This window comes from Methanoculleus marisnigri JR1 (assembly GCF_000015825.1).
Lineage (GTDB): Archaea > Halobacteriota > Methanomicrobia > Methanomicrobiales > Methanoculleaceae > Methanoculleus > Methanoculleus marisnigri.
This window is the reverse complement of record NC_009051.1, coordinates 48,860-66,357: the sequence shown is the minus strand read 5'-3', so window position 1 is coordinate 66,357 and position 17,498 is coordinate 48,860. Positions and strand designations below refer to the sequence as shown.

Below are 17,498 nucleotides of genomic sequence, written 5' to 3'. Positions count from 1 at the left end.
GTCCACCGGCATCACCCCGTCACCGGCAACCGGGCGAGCGACTCTTTGATCAGCTCCGCCGGGTACTCGTAGTCGACGAGCTTTCCTGCAAAGTAGGCTTCGTAGGAGGAGAAATCGAAGTTGCCGTGCCCGGAGTTGTTGAAGAGGATCGTCTTCGCGTCACCGGTCTCCCGGCACCGGAGCGCCTCGTCGACCGCGGCCTTCACCGCGTGAGCGGCCTCGGGCGCGACGACGATCCCTTCCGTCCGGGCGAACATCACGGCGGCCTCGAAGACCTCGTTCTGCCGGTAGGCGACCGGCCGGACGATCCCATCCTGGACGAGCCGGGAGACGAGCGGCGACGCCCCGTGGTAACGGAGCCCTCCGGCATGGATCGCCGGCGGGACGAAGTCGTGGCCGAGGGTGAACATCCGCATGAGCGGGGTCAGCCCCGCAACGTCGCCGAAGTCGTAGGCGTAGAGCCCCTTCGTCAGGGTCGGGCAGGCGGAAGGCTCCACCGCAATGATATCGGTCTCGGGATGCTTCCCGGTAATCTTCGCGCCCGCGAACGGGAACGAGAGCCCGGCAAAGTTCGTGCCGCCGCCGACGCACCCGATCACCACGTCGGGATAGGCGTCCACGGCCGCGAGCTGCTGCTGTGCCTCCTGGCCGATGATCGTCTGGTGGAGGCAGACGTGGTTGAGGACGGAGCCGAGGGCGTAGTTCGTGTTCTCGTGGGCGGCCGCATCCTCGACCGCCTCGGAGATGGCGATGCCGAGGGAACCCGGCGTATTCGGGTCCTTGTCCAGCACCGCCTTGCCCGACCGGGTCTTCTCCGACGGGCTCGGGATGCACTCGGCGCCGTAGACCTGCATCATGCTTTTGCGATAGGGCTTCTGTTCGTAGGAGGAACGGACCATGTAGACAGTACACTCCATATCGAAGAGGCTCGTTGCAAACGCAAGCGACGAGCCCCACTGTCCTGCCCCGGTCTCGGTCGCGAGCCGCTCGATCCCCTCTTCGCGGTTGTAGTAGGCCTGGGGGATAGCGGTGTTGGGCTTATGCGAACCCGGCGGGCTCACGCCCTCCCACTTGTAGTAGATCTTTGCCGGGGTCTTCAAGGCCGCTTCAAGCCTTCTTGCCCGGTAAAGAGGGCTCGGCCTCCAGAGAGTCAGGATATCCCGGACCTCGCCCGGGATATCGATGTAGCGCTCGGTGCTCATCTCCTGCCGGATCAGTTCCATCGGGAAGATGTGGCGGAGATCGTCAGGGACCGCGGGTTTCCCGGTAGCCGGGTGAAGGGGCGGATCCATGGGCGTCGGGAGGTCTGCCTGGATGTTGTACCACCGTTTCGGCATCTCCTCCTCGTCAAGGAGGATCTTCGTCTGCATGCATCACGGTGTACTCTGCACACATATATACATTATTCAACACTATTGATCACTTTAGATCAACCTGGTGCTCCACGGGCCAAATCTCCGCCCGATCCGCACGGGAAAAGAGTATATGCACACCCCGCAACCGGATAACGATGTATCTCCTCGCCCACGCCATGGTCGGTCTCCTCATAGGCGTCGTGCTCGCGGCGATCGCCGGCGACAGGCGGGTTCTCGCGTTCGCCGTGCTGGGCGCCGTGCTCCCCGACCTGATCGACAAGCCGCTCGGGCACATCGTCCTCGCTGGAACCCTGGGCTACGGCAGGATCTACTTCCACGGCCTCACCGTCCTCTTCCTGGTCGTCGTCGCCGGCCTCATCCTCTACCGCTACCGCCGGAGGATCGATCTTTTCGCCGTCGCCGCCGGGATGGCGAGCCACCAGTTCTTCGACGGGATGTGGCGGCACCCGGTCGAGTGGTTCTGGCCGTTCCTCGGCCCTCTTCGGCACCACGGCTACCCGGAAGATTACTTCTGGGAGTCGGTTCTCCGGGAGCTCGCCCAGCCGAGCGAATGGCTCTTCTTCATCCTGATAGCAGGGCTATTCGCCTACATCTACCGCCGGGAACTCGCGACCGCCCTCACGTGGCTTACAAATCCCTCCTTCCGCCTGGCGCTCGTCGCCGCGCTCGGCCTCGCCGTTCTCGCCGCGCTGGCCGTGGGCTGGCGGCTCCTGCCGTGAGAACGCCGGCCGCCCTCCCCAAATCGGCAGGCGGACGACAGGAGACCCCAACCATTATATACGAGGCCGAAGAGTGGATTACCTGTGGTGAATAATTTGACTGGCGAATCTATGCTTCAGATAACCGTCGATCAACTTGCACGAACACTCTGCGCGAGCGCGGTCCTCGGTGCCCCGATCGAGGCCGGCGAGCGGGTGATCATACCGGTCGCCGAGTTCGGGCTCGGGTTCGGCGCCGGAGAAGGCTCCGGAGAGAAGAAGGAAGGCAGCCCTGCCGGCGGATCCGGATCCGCAAGTGGAGGTGGAGGCGGCATATCGGCCGTCGCCCTGATCATCATCACCAGAGGTGTCCCCGGCCCCGAGGGTGTCCAGGTGGTGTCGCTGAAGAAGAAGAGCGAGATCGCCGAGGTCATCTCGACGATCGGGGAAGCGGTCGGCCCCCACGTCGAGCGGGTGCTCGAGAAGGGCTCCGAGATGCTGCAGCAGCACAAGGGCGGCAGAACGTCCCCGGCACCGGAAGGAAAGGAGATCCCGATCGGCGGTGAAGGAGAGGCATAAGGTTCTCTTCACCTCCATTCCATGGCCGCGACCCTTCTCTTCGTCATCCTGCTCGCCGTCGCCGTCATCCTCCTCGCTCTTCTGCTGGCCCTCTATCTGGTTCCGGTGACCGTCTCGACGGTCGCCGACTGCAGTCGGGAGAGAGCCCGGGCGACGGCAACCGTAGCCTGGGGCATCGCGGAGGCGAGGGTCCGGGTCGGCGACGACGAGCAGGTGCTCGAGATCCTCCTCGTCGGCCGCCGGGTCATGACCAGGGATCTGGGGGAGCTGGCGGCGGCGGAGCCGGAGGAAGAGAAGAAAGAGGAAGAGCGAAAACCGGTCCAATCGGTGCGGGACTACCTCGACGCCGCGGGCGACCTCTGGCCGCATCTCTGGAGGATCCTCGAAACCGTCTACCGGTCTCTCCGCCTTGAAACGCTCCGGGGGGATATCATCCTCGGCCTCGAGAGCCCCGCCGACACCGGCGTCGTGTACGGCTACTGCACCGCCGCCCGTTACGCGCTCTGGCCGGCGGAGGCGATCGACTTCGTGATGACCCCGGTCTTCGACCGCGAGGTCTTCGAAGGCACCTTCATACTCCGGCTGCAGATCCGCCGGCCGCTCCTGATCCTCATCGCGGTCGCGAGGGCTCTTTTGAAAAAACCGGTGCGAGAACGGCTCCGCCAGGTATCGGGAAGAGGTGCTCCGGGTGCCTGAAGCGACCGATCTCGTCGTCGGCGGCGGTCGCATGGCAGGCGGCCGGTGCATCATCCCTCTCATCAGGGCGTTCTCGATCTGTGCGGGAGGGACGGCCGTGGTCAGCCTGACCCCGGTTGCGCTCCTCTTCGCCGAAGGGGAGCGGGAATACCTTGCCCTCCTCCCGGGTGCGCCCCGGGGGATCAACGACCTGATCGGCGAACTGCGCGGGGATATCGAGCGGGAAAAAGAGAAGTGTTCGGGGTAGGCCGTCACTCGTGGCGCAGGGCCTGGATCGGGTTCAGGTGCGCCGCCTTCCAGGCCGGGTAGAGGCCGGACGCCACGCTCGTGATGACGCCGAAGGCCATCCCGAAGACGATGTAGAGGAGGCTCGTCGGGTCGAAGAGGTAGTCCGCGTTCCCGACGAAGATCGCCGTCACCAGGTAGCCGGCGCAGAAACTGAGCACACCGCCGAGGACGGCGCCTGCAAGGCCGAGGACGAGCGCCTCGTAGATGAACATCCGCATCACCTCGCCGCGACGGGTGCCGATGCTCCGGAGAACGCCGATCTCCTTGATCCGCTCGGTGACCGACATCAGCATCACATTCAGGATCGAGACCCCGGCGACGAGGAGCGATATCGCGCCGATCCCCGCCAAAAAGACCGTGATCGACCCGGTGGCCTCAAAGATGCTCTCGAGGATCCCGCGGGTGTCCATGACGTTGACGACGTCCTCCCGCCGGTTCATCCTCTGCTCGATCGACTCCTTGACCGCGTCGATGTCGTTGACGTCCCTGACCTTCACGATCACCTGGTCGTAATCGTCCTCGTCGTAATGGCTCGAGTACCAGGAGTAAGGCACGATGATGGCGTAGTCGGGGTTGATGTCGAACCCCATCCCCCGCTCCTTGAGCACGCCGACCACCCGAAGGGTCTCATCGCCCATCCGGACCCGGGCGCCGAGCTTCAGGCCGTTCTCCCTGCTGTTCGCGGCAAGCTCGCTCCCGATCAGGCATCCGGCACCGGTCTCCTTCAGGTAGGCTCCGGACTCCACGTCGAGCAGACCGGCGATATCGCCGGCGGGGATCGCGTAGATCATCGCGACGCTCTCTTTTTCGCCGACGAATATCCTGTCGGCGGTGCTTGAGAACGGTATGACCACATTGGATCCGACCGCCCGCGCGATGTCGTCCACCTGCCGCTCGGTGAGTTTCCCGCCGCCCACGCCCGTCGCCGGGGAGACGATGAGGGTGTCGCCGACGTCGCTGACCATATCGCCGAACATCAGGCCGATGCTGTTGCCCATGATGCCGAGGGAGGCGATCGCGATGACGCCGATGACGATCCCGATGACCGCAAGGGACGACCGGAGCCAGTGACGGGTGACATTCCGGCGGGCGAGGTCGAAGAACGTCATGCGATCCTCCCGTCGACGAGGCGGATGGTGCGGTCGGCGTATTCGGTCATCCGGGGGTCGTGGGTGACCATGACGACGGTCTTGCCCTCCTCGCGATTCATCCGGTCGAGGAGGGTCATGATGGCGGTCCCGGTCTTCGAGTCCAGGTTTCCGGTCGGTTCGTCACAGAGGAGGAAGGCGGGGTCGTTGACGAGCGCGCGGGCAATCGCCACGCGCTGCTGCTGCCCGCCGGAGATTTCACCCGGCTTATGGGTGAAATGGGTCTTCTCGATCCCGACCGCCTGGAGGACTTCTTCCGCCCGTTCCCGGGTGCCGTTCTGCCGGCCTTTCAGGATCAGGGGGTATTCGACGTTCTCGACGATCGAAAGCAGCGGGATCAGGTTGAACTGCTGGAAGACGAACCCGATATGGTCACGCCGCAGAAGGGTCAGGTCGTCGTCGTCCATCCCGCCGATCCGCTTTTCGGCGATCGTGACCTCGCCTGAGGTCGGAACGTCGAGCGAGCCCATGATGTTCAAGAGCGTCGACTTCCCCGACCCCGAGGGGCCCATGATCAGGACGAACTCGCCCTTCTCGATGGCGAGATCCACCCCGGCCAGCGCCACGACGTCGCCCGCCGGGAGGGGGTAGACCTTTGTCACGTTCTCGAAACTGATGACCGGCATCGTCGTTACGTCCGCTTCCACGAGTAATAGACTGCTCCGGCGATCCCGAGCGCGACGAGCACGACGACGATGAACCCGACAACCGGGAACCCGCCGTCCTCCCGCTGCTCGTCGAGCGGGGCGGCCGCTGTGTTGCCGAGCCCGACCATCCGCGTCGACGTGTAGCGGTTCCCGTCGGCGTCCCGGTACTCGACGACGACCGGGATCTCCTCCACGGTTCCGTCGGTCGTAAACGTCACCTCGAACGACGAGATGTCGTCGGGGTCAAGCGTCCCGACGACGTAGACCCGGAACGGGTCGATGGGCGTCGCGGGCGACCCGGGGGTGACGAGCACCGACCGGGCGGACTCGAGGCCGGCGTTCATGACGTCGCCCACGATCCGGTAGCCCCCGGCGATCGGCGTGACCTCGACGTTGGTGATGACGGGGTCGGCCTGCTTCTTGTCCTCGCCGAACGCGACCGGCAGCACGAGGTCGGCGGTATGGGTGTTGATCCCGTTGCGCCAGACCACCTGGAACGTGACGTCCGTCTCCGCAGTGGGCGTCAGGTTGAACGTGACCGTCCCGGACGCGTCGGGGGCGAGCGCCCCGATGAACCCGCCGGTCGGGGTGACGGTAAAGTCGCTCCCCTGCGGGATCACCTGGACGCCCGAGGCGGCGTTCGGCCGCGGGTTGCCCACCCGGACGGTGATGTCGGCCGTCCGCGACGCGGAGAAGGCGTCCGGCTTCTCGATCACCGACGCGCTGAGCGGGGTATCCTCGACCTGGACCGGGACCGGGTAGCGCAGGCTGCCGGCGTCCCGGAAGTCGAGCACGAACTGGGGGTAGAACGTCCCCTCGCCCCCGTCCGCCCGGACGGTGAAGGTGAACGTCTTGCTGTTCCCGGCGCCGAGCTCCCCGACCGAGGGGTAGGGGTCGCTCAACGGCACGACCCCGCTGCCGTAGAGCCGGGCGTTCCGGATCGCGACCGGCTCGGCGCCGTTGTTCTGGATCACTACCGTCAGCGTCCCGGTGTCCCCTTTCATCAGGACCATGGGGTCGAGAGACGAGGAGACCACGGTGAGGTCTGCAGGGGCAGCGCTAACCGGTGCAACGAGGGCTATCGCGGCACAGAGGAGTGATATAATCAAAACGTTGAGTGGTTTCATGTTACAGCCATCCGGCAAGTTTGATGAGCAGATAGAGGATATAAAGCCCCACGGGTATCCCGACGGTGAGAACCGCGTCCCGCGTGGAGAGGTTCCGCGCGTGCTTCATACCGAAGACCCAGATGTTCGCACTCCAGATCGTGAAGAGGATGGTCACGATCCCGGCGATCTGCGCCAGAGGATCGGTCGCGAGAACGCTCACCAGTTCCTCGGAGAACTCCACCATCTGCTCGGGGCTTGTCATGGGCGGGATGTTCAGGCCCGAGAGGAGCTGGAAGGAGAAGTAGGTCCCGATGATCCCCCCGAATACCTGAGGGAGGAGACCGTAGCCGGTGAACTCCATCGTCCGCTCGAGGGGGCCCTGACCCTTGAAGACCATCGAGACGAGGTGGAAGACGAAACCGTAGATGATCCAGCCCAGGAGCCCGCCGACGAAGGCAACGCCGGCGGAGATGATCGTCATGAGCAGCCCGAGGCCCTGCATCTCTGCGGGAAGCATGGCCATGGTTATATCCGTCATCGGTATGACCGAGACCGCACCGATCAGCCCCATGACGACTGCGATCAGCGCCGGTATCTTCAGGCTCGGTCTGTCCTGCATGCGCGCTTCAAAGAAACGCCCGGGATCAAACAACACCCGGAGAAATCCAGTATCCATGGTAAGTATGCCTCGTATACTCTTGGCCGACGGGAAGGTATAAACCTTTTTCAGGATAGTGATGCCGAATGCGGGGATATTCACCGGATTTCCGCGATCCTCCGACAGGGTTCGGCTCAAAGCGGGGGACAGGGGTGGTTCGGCCCCGGACCCCCGTACCGCATGGCGACCCTCGCACGCGCCGCCGGCACGCCCATCGTAACCCGTATCGCGTATCCATCGCTCCACCTGTTATATATATCTAACATAATGTTAGATAAATATAACTTTTTCGATCCGGCGGCCTCGCGGATTACGTCCCCGCCGTTACAGGTGCCCGAGTTCTTTTAAGCTCGCGCAGCCGTTCTTCGTGACGATGATGTGGTCGAGCACCCGGATGCCGAGGATCGATCCGGCCTCGACGAGCTGCCGGGTGATGGCGAGATCCTGGGCGGACGGCTCGAGCGTGCCCGAAGGATGGTTATGGACCAGGATGACCGAGGCCGCACGGTCGGTGATCGCATCGGAAAAGACCTCCCGGGGGTGGACGAGGCTCTGGTTCAGGATTCCGACGGTGACGATCCGCCGCTCGATCACAGCGCCGGCACCGTTTAAGGTGATGCAGAAGAAGTACTCCTGCTTCTTGTCCCGCCATTCCGTGACCAGGGGGAGCACGTCCTCGGGGCGGGCGATCCGGTGCCCGGAGACCCCGTCGTCCCCGAAGTATCTCCGGCCGAGTTCGAAGCAGGCCATGATCTCGCAGGCTTTCGCCGACCCGACCCCGTCTATTCCGAGGAGATCGTCATAAGAAGGGCAACCTTCGGCACGTTTCAGGCAGCGTTCGACGTCGCCCGCGACCTGCCAGACGTCCCGCCCCTTCGTGCCGCGCCCGAGGAGAAGGGCGAGCAGTTCGGCATCGGTGAGAGCCTCCGGTCCTCGTGCTGCCAGTCTCTCGCGCGGGCGATCGCGGTTCGGGGTGTCTCGCATCCTCTTTCTCATACTCAGCCGGCCCGCCAGGGATACCGTGATTTCCGGTTTTGATCCCGGAGCATGTATACGTTGCCAATCGATCCGGCGGACCTGCCCGGCCCGAATCCGGGGAGGAGAGACTGTGGAGCGAGGTTTTTCTTCCGGCAAGAGAGATCCTTGCGAACTCTATCGAAACGCTTTTTTACCCGGTGGCGCTATCTCTCACGAAATGGAACTCCCCTGGAAGAGCGTCGAGGCCTGGTGCAAAAAAGGGCGTGCATACGCCGAGCAGGGGCAGTACGACCGGGCCGTCGAGTGCTACGACCAGGCCATCCGCCAGAACACCGGCGCCGGCGACGCCTGGTACCATAAAGGGCTTGCCCTCGCGGCCGCCCGGCGCCACCGGGAAGCGCTCGAATGCTTCGACCAGGTGGTCAGGATCGACCCGACCTGCGGCCGGTTCTGGCTGGCCCGGGGGCAGACGCTCTACGACCTCGGGGAGTGCCGGGAGGCGATTGGTTCCTGCGGCCAGGCGGTGAAACTCGCGCCGGACTCCGCGAACGCCTGGTTCATCCGGGGCCACGCCCTCAGAAAGATCGGGCTTTCCCCCGAGGCAATCGAGTGCTACGACCGGGTGGTCGCGCTCGAACCGAACCGGATCGATGCCTGGCTCGCTCGCGGCACGGCGCTTGCCGCCGAACGCCGATACGAGGCGGCGATCGAGTGCTACGACCGGGTGGTCGCGCTCGAGCCAAAAAACGCGAACGCCTGGTACGCCAGAGGGACCATCGAGACCCTCCTCTCCCGCTACGAGGACGCGATCGCCTCCTACGGCCAGGCCGTCGCCATCGACCCGAACCACGCCGAGACCTGGTACAACCGGGGATGCGCGCTTTCGGCGCTCAAGCGCTACGACGAGGCAATCGGGTGCTTCGACCGGGCGATCGCCCTCCGCCCCGACGACGCCGAGACCTGGTACAACCGGGGCCGCGCACTGCAGAATCTGGAGCGTTACGAAGAGGCGCTCGACTGCTACGAGCGGGCGTTCCGGATCAACCCCGATTATCCCGGTATCTGGAATCACAAGGCCACGGTGCTGAAGAAGCTGAAACGCTACGACCTCTCGCTCGCCTGCTTCGACCGGGCGCTCCGGGTGAACGCCGTCGACGCGGAGATCTGGCACCAGAAGGGCCTGCTCTACTTTACCCTGAAGCGCTACGGAGATGCGATAGAGTGCCTCAGTCAGGCGCTCAAACTCCAGCCCGGTCACACTGACGCAGAATACTACCGGGGCGAGAGTTACTACGCCCTCGGGAACTGCGAGGCCGCGATCGACTGCTACCGGGCCGTGGTCAGGCTGAATCCCGAGAACGCCGTAGCCTGGAACAACTGCGGCAACGCACTTTACCACCTCAAGCACTACGAGGAGGCACTCGTCTGTTACGAGCGGGCGCTTGAGATCGACCCGGAGAACCGCCGGGTCTGGAACAACAAAGCGAGCGTTCTCTCCGTTCTGTCACATTACGACAAGGCGCTCGTATGCTACGACCAGGAACTCCTGGCCCACCCGGAGAACGCGGACGCCTGGTACAATAAAGGGGTCGCGCTCTTCGTCCTCGGGCGGTACAGCGAGGCCGTCACCTGCTATGCCCATGTGCTCGAGATCGATCCCGCGAGAGCCGAGGTCTGGAACACGATGGGGAACGCACTCGTGATCCTGGAGCGCTCCGAAGAGGCTCTCGAGTGCTACGACCTGGCGCTCGCCGCGAGCCCCGACGACATCGAAGCGCTCAACGGGAAGGCGGTGGCCCTCATAAATCTCGACCGTCCCGCCGAAGCGGCCAAATACTACGAGAGGCTGCAGCGGCTGCCGGCATGGCAGCGAGAACGGAATTCGGGAAAAAGGAAGGGGCTTTAAACCCGCGCGATCCGTTCGACCGCTTTCTCGAGGTTCTCCATCGCGGTCGCGTAGGAGAGCCGGAGCCAGCCGGGGGTGTAAAAAGCGGTTCCCGGGGTGACCGCCACATGGGCATCGTGGAGCCACGACCGGGCGATCGCCATGTCGTCGCCGTCGACCTTCACGTAGGCGTAGAAAGCCCCGTCGGCCGGGGCGGTGGCGTAGCCGAGGTCGCGGAGCGCCGGAATGAGGTAGTCGCGCCGGCGCTCGAACTCGCGACGCATCGCCTCCACGCAGTCCTGGCTGCCCCGGAGCGCAGCGAGGGCGCCGAACATCGCAAACGTCGTCGGGTGCGATATGGTGTGCTGCTGCACCTTCTCCATCTGCCGGAGGATCGGCCGGGGAGCGACCGCGTAGCCGATCCGCCACCCGGTCATCGCGTAGGCCTTCGAGAACCCGTTGATCGTGATCGTCCGCTCGGCCATACCGTCGAGCGAGGCGAGGGAGACGTGCTCCTTGCCGTAGACCAGCTTCTCGTAGATCTCGTCGGAGAGCGCGTAGAGGTCGTGGTCACGGCAGATATCGGCGACGAGCCGGAGCGAGTCCGCGTTCAGCACCGCGCCGGAGGGGTTCGAGGGGGAGTTGACCACGATCATCTTCGTCCGGGGGCCGAGGGCCTCGAGAAGGGTGTCTTCGACCTGGAAGGTCTCTGTCGAGAGCGGGTGGTGCCGGGCGACGGCGCCTGCAAGCTCTACGCAGGGCTCGTAGGATACCCACGCCGGGTCGAGGATGAGCACCTCATCGGTGGGGTTCAGGACGGCCTCCATCGCCTCGTAGATGGCGTCTTTCGCCCCGCAGGTGACGATCACCTCGTCCGGCTTTGCGGCAACGTTGTTCTCGCGGGCGACCTTCTCGGCTATCGCGGCCGTCAGCGCCGGTATCCCGGCACTCGGGGCGTAATGTGTCTCGCCACGGCGGAGGGCGTCGATGCAGGCGTCCTTGATGTGGGCCGGGGTGTCGAAATCCGGCTCCCCGATGGAGAGGCTGATGACATCGACCCCCCCCTGCGCCATCCGCCTTGCGGCGTTCGAGATCTCGATCGTCGCGGAGGGAGCGATGGCCGCAACCTTCTCCGAGAGACCCCTCATTCCAACCGCTGGACCATCTTCACGGCCGATTCGACGGCGCGCTTCGCGTAATCGATACGCTCGGTCGCTTCCATCCGGGTCATCCCCGGCCCGGAGATGCCGAGAGCAACGGGTTTGCCGAACTCGAGAGAGAGGTCGATGATCTTACGCGCCGCGTGCTGGACGACGATCTCGTCGTGCTGGGTGGCGCCCTCGATGACGCAGCCGATGGTGACGACCGCGTCGATCTCGCCGCGTTCGAGCAGTTTCTTGATCGCGAGCGGCATATCGTAGGCGCCGGGGACGTAGATCGTATCGGCAACTTCCGCGTCGAGGAAACCGGCGTGTTCCCGGGCCTCGATCTCCATCATGTAGGTGATGTCGCGGTTGAATTCCGCGACGACGAATCCAAGTTTTACCGTCATGTTAATCCTTCCTGTGGTACTACTCGCACCGGTTGTTGATAATCCTCACTTTTTTCATCAGGGGCGTGCGGGCCCGACGTCCTCGAACCCCTGCCGCTGGCCGGTCCCGGCGAGTTTCTCGAGATCCTTCGGGCGGAGCGCGAGCCGGACGGCGTTCACCGCGTGCTCCCTCGTCCGCTGCTCCATCAGCCAGGCAAGCTCTTTGGCGTTCCTTGCCTCGTCCTCGTGGACGAAGACCTCGATGACGTGTTTGTTCGTCATCAGCTGGCAGAGGATGAGGCCCTGGGAGGCCTCGTGGGCGCAGACCTTGTCCTTCTCCGCTCCCCCGGGCATCCCGAGCGCCATCACGAGGTCGCACCCCCGCTCCTCGATCAGTTTCTTGCACGCCACCGGGAGGTCCTTGATCCCGGGGACGACGTAGCGTTCCAGTCCGACGCTCGCGTGCTTGCGAATCTCGTCGATGGCGATCCCGCCCATGTCGACCCGGGCGAACGTCGTGTCGGCGATCCCGATCTTCATCCGAGCAGCACCCCGGCAGCGGCCTCGACACCGTCGCCGGCCGCAACGTTGGACTTTTTCAGGGCGAACTGGACGGCCGCGAGGGTGGCGAGGATCTCCTGCGCCCCGACGCCGCCCATGGTACCGATCCGGAAGATCTTGCCCTTGAGGTGGTCCTGGCCGCCGGCGATCTCGATGCCGAACTGCTTGACGGTTCCCCGGAGATCCTTGTCGGTGACACCTTTGGGGAGCCGCATCGCGGTCACGGTGTTCGAGTAGGCGTGGTATTCATCGAGCTCCGGGAAGAGTTCGACGCCCCAGCCCTTCGCCGCGGCGCGGACGGCTTCGGTCATCCGGCGGTGGCGGGCGATCCGGGCATCGATGCCTTCTTCCTCGATGATCTTGCAGGCCTCGCAGAGCGCGAGGAAGAGCGGGACCGCCGGGGTGTAGGGGGTCTCCATCGGGGTGCCGCTCCCGCTCTTCCGGTAGGCAGCCATATCGAGGTAGAACGGCCGCTTCTCCGAGATCCGGTCCCAGGCACGCTCGCCGACGGCGATGGCCGCGAGGCCCGCGGGGGCCGCGAGGCACTTCTGCGAGCCGACGACGGCGATATCGACGCCCCACTCGTCCATCCGGACATCGTCGCCGCCGATGGAGGTGACTCCGTCCATGATGAAGAGCGCGTCGTGCTTCCGGGCGAGTTTACCGACCTCGGGCGCGGGGTTCCTGATCCCGGCACTCGTCTCGTTGTGTACCATGGTGACGACCTCGGCACCGGCCTCGAGTTCCCGCTCGAGGGCCGCGAGATCGAGCGGGGTTCCCCACCCGGACTCGAGGGTGGTGACGGTGCCGTAACGTGCGCTGATCTTGGCGAAGCGGTCGCCGAACTTGCCGTTAACGAGCGAGACGATTCGTTTGTCCCGCGCAAAGTTCGCGACGCCGGCCTCCATGCCGGCGCTTCCCGAGCCGCTGATAATATAGAGCTCGTTTGCGGTGCCGAATAGGGTCTTTAAGGTCCGGACAGTGTCCGCATATGCGGCGCCGAACTCGGGGCCGCGGTGGTTGATGGCCTGCCGCGTCATGGCGGCGCGTACCCGCTGCGGAATGGGTACCGGGCCCGGGATCATCAGGAGTGGTTCGTGTTCCATAAGATATCAGTCCGTATCGTCTCGTCGAGGACAGACGCTGTTCCTGCAAGGAACTTGGATGTAGCTTCATATCAACCTCACCACCGTGCAATATCGACAGGGTGAAAAAGAGGCGGGGCGCAATTGAAGCTGGATATGGCAGACGTCACGGTTATCTGCGGTTCCGCCTCGGACGGCCCCGTCGCGGAGAAAGTCTTTGAGACCCTGAATCAGCACGGCGTGTCCTACGACTACAAGGTGATATCGGCGCACCGTGACCCCGAGCGGCTGGACGAGTACGTGAAGGCGAGCACCGCCCGGGTCTTCATCGCGATCGCCGGGCTCTCGGCGGCCCTCCCGGGAGTGATTGCCTCGAAGACGAAGCGGCCGGTGATCGGTGTCCCAGTGAGCGGGACGCTGATGGGTCTCGACGCCCTCCTCTCGATCGCCCAGATGCCGAAAGGGGTGCCGGTGGCCTGCGTCGGGGTGGACAACGGCGTGAACGCCGCCCTGCTCGCGATCCGGATCCTCGAGGCAGGGCGCGCCTGAGATCTCCTGCCGGGCCGGGGGCGCCGGTCGCACTTCGAGGGTGTCGGGCAACCTTTTTGCACCCGGCCGTGCAGGGAGGGGCATGAAGCAGAGAGTGCTCTTCATCGGCACGAACAACGCCGCCCGGACACAGATGGCGGAGGGCTACCTCCGCGCCCGCTACAGCGACCGTTACGAGGCCTGCTCCGCCGGGATCGCCCCGACCGCCCTCGATCCCCTCGCCGCAAAGGTCATGGACGAGATCGGGGTCGATATCGCCGGGCAGCGGGCAAAGGATCTCACCCTCTTCGACGGGAAGGAGATGGACTACGCGGTTGTACTCTGTGCAGGGGGCGTCTGCCCGATGTTTCCCTGGGCGAAGGAGACGATCCACGTCGATTTCCCGGACCCGGGCCGGGCCACCGGAACCCCCGACAAGGTGCTCGCGGCCTACCGCCGGAGCCGCGACGCGGTAACCGCCTGGCTTGACGGGCGGTTCGAGCACTCGAAGAGTATGAAGGAAGTAGAGAAGAGTATTCGGTAGAGCCCCTTCACGGCTCCATCCGTTCTTCCGGCACCGGGAGGATATCCCGCACCATCTTCACGGCGCAGAGGTCGCCGCACATCGAGCAGGTCTCGATCTCGCCGTCGCGCTCGTGGATACGCCGCGCCTCCTCGGGAGCGAGCGCCGCCTCGAACTGTTTCTCCCAGTCGAGCGCCCGCCGCGCCTCCGCCATCCGGATCTCGCGGTTCTTCGTGTGTGCGGCGGCGCGGGAGAGGCTCCCGACGTGCGCCGCGATCTTCGCCACCCGCGTCCCCTCCACGATGTCGCGGACGTCCGGCAGCGCCAGGTGCTCGGCCGGCGAGACCATGCAGAGGAAGTCGGCGCCGTTCATGCAGGCGATCGCGCCCCCGATCGCCCCCACGACGTGGTCGTAGCCCGGCGCCACGTCGGTGACGAGCGGGCCGAGCAGGTAGAGCGGAGCGCCGTCGGTCAGTTCCTTGATCATCCGGACGTTGTAGCCGACCTGGTCGGCCGGGATATGCCCCGGCCCCTCGATCATCCGCTGCACCCCGGCGGCGAGCGCCCGTTTCGCGAGGTGGCCGAGCGTCAGGTACTCGGTCGACTTCGCGAGGCGGCCGGCGTCCACGAGCGCGCCCGGCCGCATCCCGTCGCCGAGGCTCACGACGACGTCGTGCTCGCTGAGGATCTCGAGCAGGTAGTCGTACTCCGCGTAAAGGGGATTCTCCTCGCCCGTCGCGGCCATCATCGCCACGTGGAACGCCCCGCCCCGGGAAACAACGCCCATCGTCCGGGGGTCGGCCTTGAGCGACGCGAGCGCGTCGCGGTTCACGCCGCAGTGCAGCGTCAGGAAGTCCACGCCCTGCCGGCAGTGCTCCCGGATCACCTTGAACAACAGATCGGCGTCGACGTCCGCCGCACTCCCCGCCCGCCGGACCGCCTCGTAGACCGGGACGGTGCCGACCGGCGCATCGAGTTCGAGGATCCTCTGCCGGATGCGGACGAGATCGCCGCCGGTAGAGAGGTCCATCAGCGCGTCCGCCCCCTCCCGGAGGGCCGCCTTCGCCTTCTCGGCCTCGAGATCCTCGTCGCACCGTGTTCCCGACGTCCCGACGTTCACGTTGACCCGCACCCTGCAGCCCTCCCCGATGGCGCAGAGCCGGTGCGGTCTCGCGGGGTTTGCGGGAATGACTATCCGGCCGCGGGCGACGGCCCGCGCGGCGGCGTGGGGGGGGAGATCCTCTTCCCGGGCGATCGTCTCCACCTCGGGGGGAACCCCGCGCAGGCACGCGGAGATCAGGGTATGCATAAGAACCATTTGCCCGGAAGCCATATTAGTCTGCATGCCAGTCCGGTGGATCGCGAGCAATGCGACCTACGCCAATTCGTTCGTTTACGGAAACATCCTCATCGACGCGGGCGTTCTCCCGATGGCGGTGGAGCCCTATGCCGCCGCGATCGATACGATCGTCATCACCCATGCCCACTACGACCATATCGCCCACATCAAAGAGATCGCGCGGCTCTGCAGCGGTGCCGCCGTCTGCATCCACGAGGCGGACGCGCCCGGCCTCCTCGACGACGCCCGGAGCCTCTCGATGGTCTTCGGGGCCCACGCGCCCGGGATCGTCCCCGACACCGTTCTTGCCGACGGCGACCGGATAGGGAACCTTTGCGTGATCCACACCCCCGGGCACACCCCGGGCGGGATCTGCCTCTACAATGAGGCGGAAAAATTGCTCTTCTCCGGAGACACCGTCTTTACCGGCGGCTCCTTCGGGCGCTACGACTTCCCGGGCGGCGACCGGACGGCGCTCGCGGCATCCATCGAGCGCCTCAGCGCCCTGGAGGTCGAGGGGCTCTACCCCGGCCACGGCGAACCCGTCGCCCGCGGCGGCGGAAGGCATATCGCGGCCGCCCGGGAGGCGCTCCGGCTCTATGGATAAAGGGGTCTACGCCCTCGTCCTCGAGAACACCGGCTGCGTCGTCCGGGTCGGCGCCCTCGGGGAGAGGAAGTTCTCCGCCGGCAGTCACGTCTACGTGGGCTCCGCCCGGGGGAGCGGCGGCCTTGCCCGGGTTTTGCGGCACCTGCGGCTCGCCCGCCGCCGCGACCGTCCTCCCCGGTGGCACATCGACTACCTCCTCCTCGACCCGCATTTTCTTCCTGCCGCCGTCGTCACCGCCGTCACCGACCGGGACTGCGAGTGCGATCTTGCCCGTGCCGTCTCCGGGGAGTACGTTCCCGGGTTCGGATGCAGCGACTGCGCCTGCCCTTCCCACCTCTTTTACCGTTCCGGCGACCCGGTCCCTGAGGTCGCCGCAGCGTTCAGGAGCCTTGGCCTCGATGCCCGGATCACAAGAATCAAGAACGAGGGGAACCAGCATAGGGTATGAACGTTCTCGGTATCTCCGGAAGCATGCGCAAAAACGGCAATACCGCGACGCTCGTCACCACCATCCTCGACGGGGTGCGGGAGGCGGGCATCGAGACCGAGTATCTGACGCTTGCCGATATGGATATCCAGCCCTGCACCGGGTGCGAAGCCTGCAAGGACGCGAAGTGGTGCGTGACGGAGGATGACGACTGGGGCCTTGTCGCAGAGAAGATGATCGACTGCGAGGTGCTGATTCTCGGCGCCCCGACCTACTACTACGACATCAACGGCCAGACGAAGAACCTGATCGACCGGACCTACTCTCTCTACCACGACAGGAGGCTTTCGGGGAGGAGAGCCGTCGCCGTCGCCGTCTGCGCCGACCGGGGGTGCGAGCGCTCCCTCGAGACCATTGAGGGGTTCTTAAACACCCACGAGTTCTCGTATCTCGGCTACGTCTGCGGGAAGGGCTACGCGCCCGGAGATATCCGCAAAGACGAGCAGGCTATGAAGAAGGCCAGGGCGGTCGCGAACTCGATCGTCAGGTATCTCCGGCCCGAAGATTGAGAGACGGGTCCTGCGATGCGGGGCAGATCCGCCAAAAAAATGTGCCGCAGCCGAACACCCCGCAACCCCCGTCGGGTCAGAGCAGTAGCGATATTATCGCGAGGACTATGAAGATGATGACCAACCACTTCGCGACCGACATTGACATGCCTGCAACGCCCCGTGCCCCCAGTATGGCAAATATGAGTGCCAGTACAAAGAAGAGGATTGCAAGGCCAACAAGACCACCGCCTAACATATACCATTCTCCTCCCAACCGCCGGCAT

22 protein-coding genes are annotated in these 17,498 nt (G+C 65.1%); 10 read left to right on the top strand and 12 right to left on the bottom strand.

Annotated elements, in window-relative coordinates:
• Window positions 1-11: 11 nt before the first annotated feature.
• Complete coding sequence (locus MEMAR_RS00345) at window positions 12-1,370, bottom strand: TrpB-like pyridoxal phosphate-dependent enzyme (RefSeq protein ID WP_011842926.1); 1,359 nt, start codon at window positions 1,368-1,370, stop codon at window positions 12-14.
• Between the two features lie 140 nt (window positions 1,371-1,510).
• Here MEMAR_RS00345 and MEMAR_RS12365 point away from each other — a divergent pair, with 140 nt between their 5' ends.
• The 4 genes from MEMAR_RS12365 to MEMAR_RS00325 all read left to right on the top strand — a co-directional run bounded on the left by MEMAR_RS12365 (window position 1,511) and on the right by MEMAR_RS00325 (window position 3,596).
• A complete protein-coding gene (locus MEMAR_RS12365; protein ID WP_011842925.1) occupies window positions 1,511-2,095 on the top strand; it encodes a metal-dependent hydrolase in 585 nt (194 codons plus the stop codon).
• 111 nt (window positions 2,096-2,206) lie between these two features.
• Window positions 2,207-2,653, top strand: coding sequence for a GerW family sporulation protein (locus MEMAR_RS00335; RefSeq protein ID WP_011842924.1), 447 nt, complete (start codon window positions 2,207-2,209; stop codon window positions 2,651-2,653).
• 21 nt (window positions 2,654-2,674) lie between these two features.
• Window positions 2,675-3,349 (top strand): DUF2953 domain-containing protein, encoded by a 675-nt coding sequence (locus tag MEMAR_RS00330; protein ID WP_011842923.1) that lies wholly within the window; start codon window positions 2,675-2,677, stop codon window positions 3,347-3,349.
• Entirely contained in the window at window positions 3,342-3,596 is a 255-nt protein-coding gene (locus MEMAR_RS00325; protein ID WP_245526618.1) for a hypothetical protein, read from the top strand. Before MEMAR_RS00330 ends, MEMAR_RS00325 begins: the two co-directional genes overlap by 8 nt.
• Window positions 3,597-3,600: 4 nt before the next feature.
• Here MEMAR_RS00325 and MEMAR_RS00320 read toward each other — a convergent pair whose 3' ends face one another.
• The 5 genes from MEMAR_RS00320 to radC all read right to left on the bottom strand — a co-directional run bounded on the left by MEMAR_RS00320 (window position 3,601) and on the right by radC (window position 8,183).
• The gene (locus tag MEMAR_RS00320) at window positions 3,601-4,746 is read right to left on the bottom strand and encodes an ABC transporter permease (protein ID WP_011842921.1); all 1,146 of its coding nucleotides are present in this window, start codon (window positions 4,744-4,746) and stop codon (window positions 3,601-3,603) included.
• Window positions 4,743-5,411, bottom strand: a complete 669-nt coding sequence (locus MEMAR_RS00315) for an ABC transporter ATP-binding protein (protein ID WP_011842920.1) — start codon at window positions 5,409-5,411, stop codon at window positions 4,743-4,745. Before MEMAR_RS00315 ends, MEMAR_RS00320 begins: the two co-directional genes overlap by 4 nt.
• 5 nt (window positions 5,412-5,416) lie before the next feature.
• Entirely contained in the window at window positions 5,417-6,559 is a 1,143-nt protein-coding gene (locus MEMAR_RS00310; RefSeq protein WP_011842919.1) for a COG1361 S-layer family protein, read from the bottom strand.
• 1 nt (window position 6,560) lies between these two features.
• Window positions 6,561-7,217, bottom strand: a complete 657-nt coding sequence (locus tag MEMAR_RS00305; RefSeq protein ID WP_011842918.1) for a Yip1 family protein — start codon at window positions 7,215-7,217, stop codon at window positions 6,561-6,563.
• 306 nt (window positions 7,218-7,523) lie between these two features.
• Complete coding sequence (gene radC / locus MEMAR_RS00300) at window positions 7,524-8,183, bottom strand: RadC family protein (RefSeq protein ID WP_143706275.1); 660 nt, start codon at window positions 8,181-8,183, stop codon at window positions 7,524-7,526.
• 211 nt (window positions 8,184-8,394) lie between these two features.
• On the opposite strand from radC, the gene MEMAR_RS00295 reads away from it, so the two are divergent.
• Window positions 8,395-10,083 (top strand): tetratricopeptide repeat protein, encoded by a 1,689-nt coding sequence (locus MEMAR_RS00295; protein WP_011842916.1) that lies wholly within the window; start codon window positions 8,395-8,397, stop codon window positions 10,081-10,083.
• Here MEMAR_RS00295 and MEMAR_RS00290 read toward each other — a convergent pair.
• From MEMAR_RS00290 to MEMAR_RS00275, 4 genes are read right to left on the bottom strand one after another with little or no spacing between them, the layout of a single operon-like run.
• Window positions 10,080-11,210: a pyridoxal phosphate-dependent aminotransferase gene (locus MEMAR_RS00290; RefSeq protein WP_011842915.1), complete on the bottom strand. Its 1,131-nt coding sequence runs from the start codon at window positions 11,208-11,210 to the stop codon at window positions 10,080-10,082. The two genes, MEMAR_RS00295 and MEMAR_RS00290, sit on opposite strands and share 4 nt — an antisense overlap.
• Window positions 11,207-11,614, bottom strand: coding sequence for a 6,7-dimethyl-8-ribityllumazine synthase (ribH, locus tag MEMAR_RS00285; protein ID WP_011842914.1), 408 nt, complete (start codon window positions 11,612-11,614; stop codon window positions 11,207-11,209). Before ribH ends, MEMAR_RS00290 begins: the two co-directional genes overlap by 4 nt.
• Before the next feature lie 57 nt (window positions 11,615-11,671).
• Window positions 11,672-12,133 carry a riboflavin synthase gene (gene ribC / locus MEMAR_RS00280; RefSeq protein ID WP_011842913.1) on the bottom strand — a complete coding sequence of 154 codons (462 nt, stop codon included), beginning with the start codon at window positions 12,131-12,133 and terminating at the stop codon, window positions 11,672-11,674.
• Window positions 12,130-13,260: a pyridoxal-phosphate-dependent aminotransferase family protein gene (locus MEMAR_RS00275; protein WP_011842912.1), complete on the bottom strand. Its 1,131-nt coding sequence runs from the start codon at window positions 13,258-13,260 to the stop codon at window positions 12,130-12,132. Before MEMAR_RS00275 ends, ribC begins: the two co-directional genes overlap by 4 nt.
• Before the next feature lie 135 nt (window positions 13,261-13,395).
• On the opposite strand from MEMAR_RS00275, the gene purE reads away from it, so the two are divergent.
• Window positions 13,396-13,788, top strand: a complete 393-nt coding sequence (gene purE / locus MEMAR_RS00270) for a 5-(carboxyamino)imidazole ribonucleotide mutase (protein WP_011842911.1) — start codon at window positions 13,396-13,398, stop codon at window positions 13,786-13,788.
• An 82-nt stretch (window positions 13,789-13,870) separates the two neighbouring features.
• Window positions 13,871-14,311, top strand: coding sequence for an arsenate reductase ArsC (locus MEMAR_RS00265; protein ID WP_011842910.1), 441 nt, complete (start codon window positions 13,871-13,873; stop codon window positions 14,309-14,311).
• 7 nt (window positions 14,312-14,318) lie between these two features.
• Here the strand turns inward: MEMAR_RS00265 and thiC are convergent, their stop codons facing one another.
• Window positions 14,319-15,608 carry a phosphomethylpyrimidine synthase ThiC gene (gene thiC / locus MEMAR_RS00260; protein ID WP_143706274.1) on the bottom strand — a complete coding sequence of 430 codons (1,290 nt, stop codon included), beginning with the start codon at window positions 15,606-15,608 and terminating at the stop codon, window positions 14,319-14,321.
• Window positions 15,609-15,633: 25 nt separating this feature from the next.
• Here thiC and MEMAR_RS00255 point away from each other — a divergent pair, with 25 nt between their 5' ends.
• The 3 genes from MEMAR_RS00255 to MEMAR_RS00245 are packed head-to-tail and all read left to right on the top strand — an operon-like array spanning window position 15,634 to window position 17,232.
• Entirely contained in the window at window positions 15,634-16,236 is a 603-nt protein-coding gene (locus MEMAR_RS00255; protein WP_011842908.1) for an MBL fold metallo-hydrolase, read from the top strand.
• The gene (locus MEMAR_RS00250; RefSeq protein ID WP_011842907.1) at window positions 16,229-16,684 is read left to right on the top strand and encodes a GIY-YIG nuclease family protein; all 456 of its coding nucleotides are present in this window, start codon (window positions 16,229-16,231) and stop codon (window positions 16,682-16,684) included. Before MEMAR_RS00255 ends, MEMAR_RS00250 begins: the two co-directional genes overlap by 8 nt.
• Window positions 16,681-17,232, top strand: a complete 552-nt coding sequence (locus tag MEMAR_RS00245; RefSeq protein WP_011842906.1) for a flavodoxin family protein — start codon at window positions 16,681-16,683, stop codon at window positions 17,230-17,232. The genes MEMAR_RS00250 and MEMAR_RS00245 overlap by 4 nt, the downstream gene beginning before the upstream one ends.
• 76 nt (window positions 17,233-17,308) lie before the next feature.
• Here MEMAR_RS00245 and MEMAR_RS12565 read toward each other — a convergent pair whose 3' ends face one another.
• Window positions 17,309-17,470 carry a DUF1328 domain-containing protein gene (locus tag MEMAR_RS12565; RefSeq protein ID WP_011842905.1) on the bottom strand — a complete coding sequence of 54 codons (162 nt, stop codon included), beginning with the start codon at window positions 17,468-17,470 and terminating at the stop codon, window positions 17,309-17,311.
• Window positions 17,471-17,498 lie beyond the last annotated feature (28 nt).

What these genes read in the sequence shown, in the direction of transcription:
- ribH (WP_011842914.1), bottom strand. Translation starts at nt 11,614, where the DNA reads ATGACGGTAAAACTTGGATTCGTCGTCGCGGAATTCAACCGCGACATC.
- MEMAR_RS00305 (WP_011842918.1), bottom strand. Translation starts at nt 7,217, where the DNA reads ATGGATACTGGATTTCTCCGGGTGTTGTTTGATCCCGGGCGTTTCTTT.
- MEMAR_RS00295 (WP_011842916.1), top strand. Translation starts at nt 8,395, where the DNA reads ATGGAACTCCCCTGGAAGAGCGTCGAGGCCTGGTGCAAAAAAGGGCGT.
- MEMAR_RS00315 (WP_011842920.1), bottom strand. Translation starts at nt 5,411, where the DNA reads ATGCCGGTCATCAGTTTCGAGAACGTGACAAAGGTCTACCCCCTCCCG.
- MEMAR_RS00275 (WP_011842912.1), bottom strand. Translation starts at nt 13,260, where the DNA reads ATGGAACACGAACCACTCCTGATGATCCCGGGCCCGGTACCCATTCCG.
- ribC (WP_011842913.1), bottom strand. Translation starts at nt 12,133, where the DNA reads ATGAAGATCGGGATCGCCGACACGACGTTCGCCCGGGTCGACATGGGC.
- thiC (WP_143706274.1), bottom strand. Translation starts at nt 15,608, where the DNA reads ATGGTTCTTATGCATACCCTGATCTCCGCGTGCCTGCGCGGGGTTCCC.
- MEMAR_RS00320 (WP_011842921.1), bottom strand. Translation starts at nt 4,746, where the DNA reads ATGACGTTCTTCGACCTCGCCCGCCGGAATGTCACCCGTCACTGGCTC.
- purE (WP_011842911.1), top strand. Translation starts at nt 13,396, where the DNA reads ATGGCAGACGTCACGGTTATCTGCGGTTCCGCCTCGGACGGCCCCGTC.
- MEMAR_RS00335 (WP_011842924.1), top strand. Translation starts at nt 2,207, where the DNA reads ATGCTTCAGATAACCGTCGATCAACTTGCACGAACACTCTGCGCGAGC.
- MEMAR_RS00345 (WP_011842926.1), bottom strand. Translation starts at nt 1,370, where the DNA reads ATGCAGACGAAGATCCTCCTTGACGAGGAGGAGATGCCGAAACGGTGG.
- MEMAR_RS00330 (WP_011842923.1), top strand. Translation starts at nt 2,675, where the DNA reads ATGGCCGCGACCCTTCTCTTCGTCATCCTGCTCGCCGTCGCCGTCATC.
- MEMAR_RS00290 (WP_011842915.1), bottom strand. Translation starts at nt 11,210, where the DNA reads ATGAGGGGTCTCTCGGAGAAGGTTGCGGCCATCGCTCCCTCCGCGACG.
- MEMAR_RS12565 (WP_011842905.1), bottom strand. Translation starts at nt 17,470, where the DNA reads ATGTTAGGCGGTGGTCTTGTTGGCCTTGCAATCCTCTTCTTTGTACTG.
- MEMAR_RS00265 (WP_011842910.1), top strand. Translation starts at nt 13,871, where the DNA reads ATGAAGCAGAGAGTGCTCTTCATCGGCACGAACAACGCCGCCCGGACA.
- MEMAR_RS12365 (WP_011842925.1), top strand. Translation starts at nt 1,511, where the DNA reads ATGTATCTCCTCGCCCACGCCATGGTCGGTCTCCTCATAGGCGTCGTG.
- radC (WP_143706275.1), bottom strand. Translation starts at nt 8,183, where the DNA reads ATGCGAGACACCCCGAACCGCGATCGCCCGCGCGAGAGACTGGCAGCA.
- MEMAR_RS00310 (WP_011842919.1), bottom strand. Translation starts at nt 6,559, where the DNA reads ATGAAACCACTCAACGTTTTGATTATATCACTCCTCTGTGCCGCGATA.
- MEMAR_RS00255 (WP_011842908.1), top strand. Translation starts at nt 15,634, where the DNA reads ATGCCAGTCCGGTGGATCGCGAGCAATGCGACCTACGCCAATTCGTTC.
- MEMAR_RS00250 (WP_011842907.1), top strand. Translation starts at nt 16,229, where the DNA reads ATGGATAAAGGGGTCTACGCCCTCGTCCTCGAGAACACCGGCTGCGTC.
- MEMAR_RS00245 (WP_011842906.1), top strand. Translation starts at nt 16,681, where the DNA reads ATGAACGTTCTCGGTATCTCCGGAAGCATGCGCAAAAACGGCAATACC.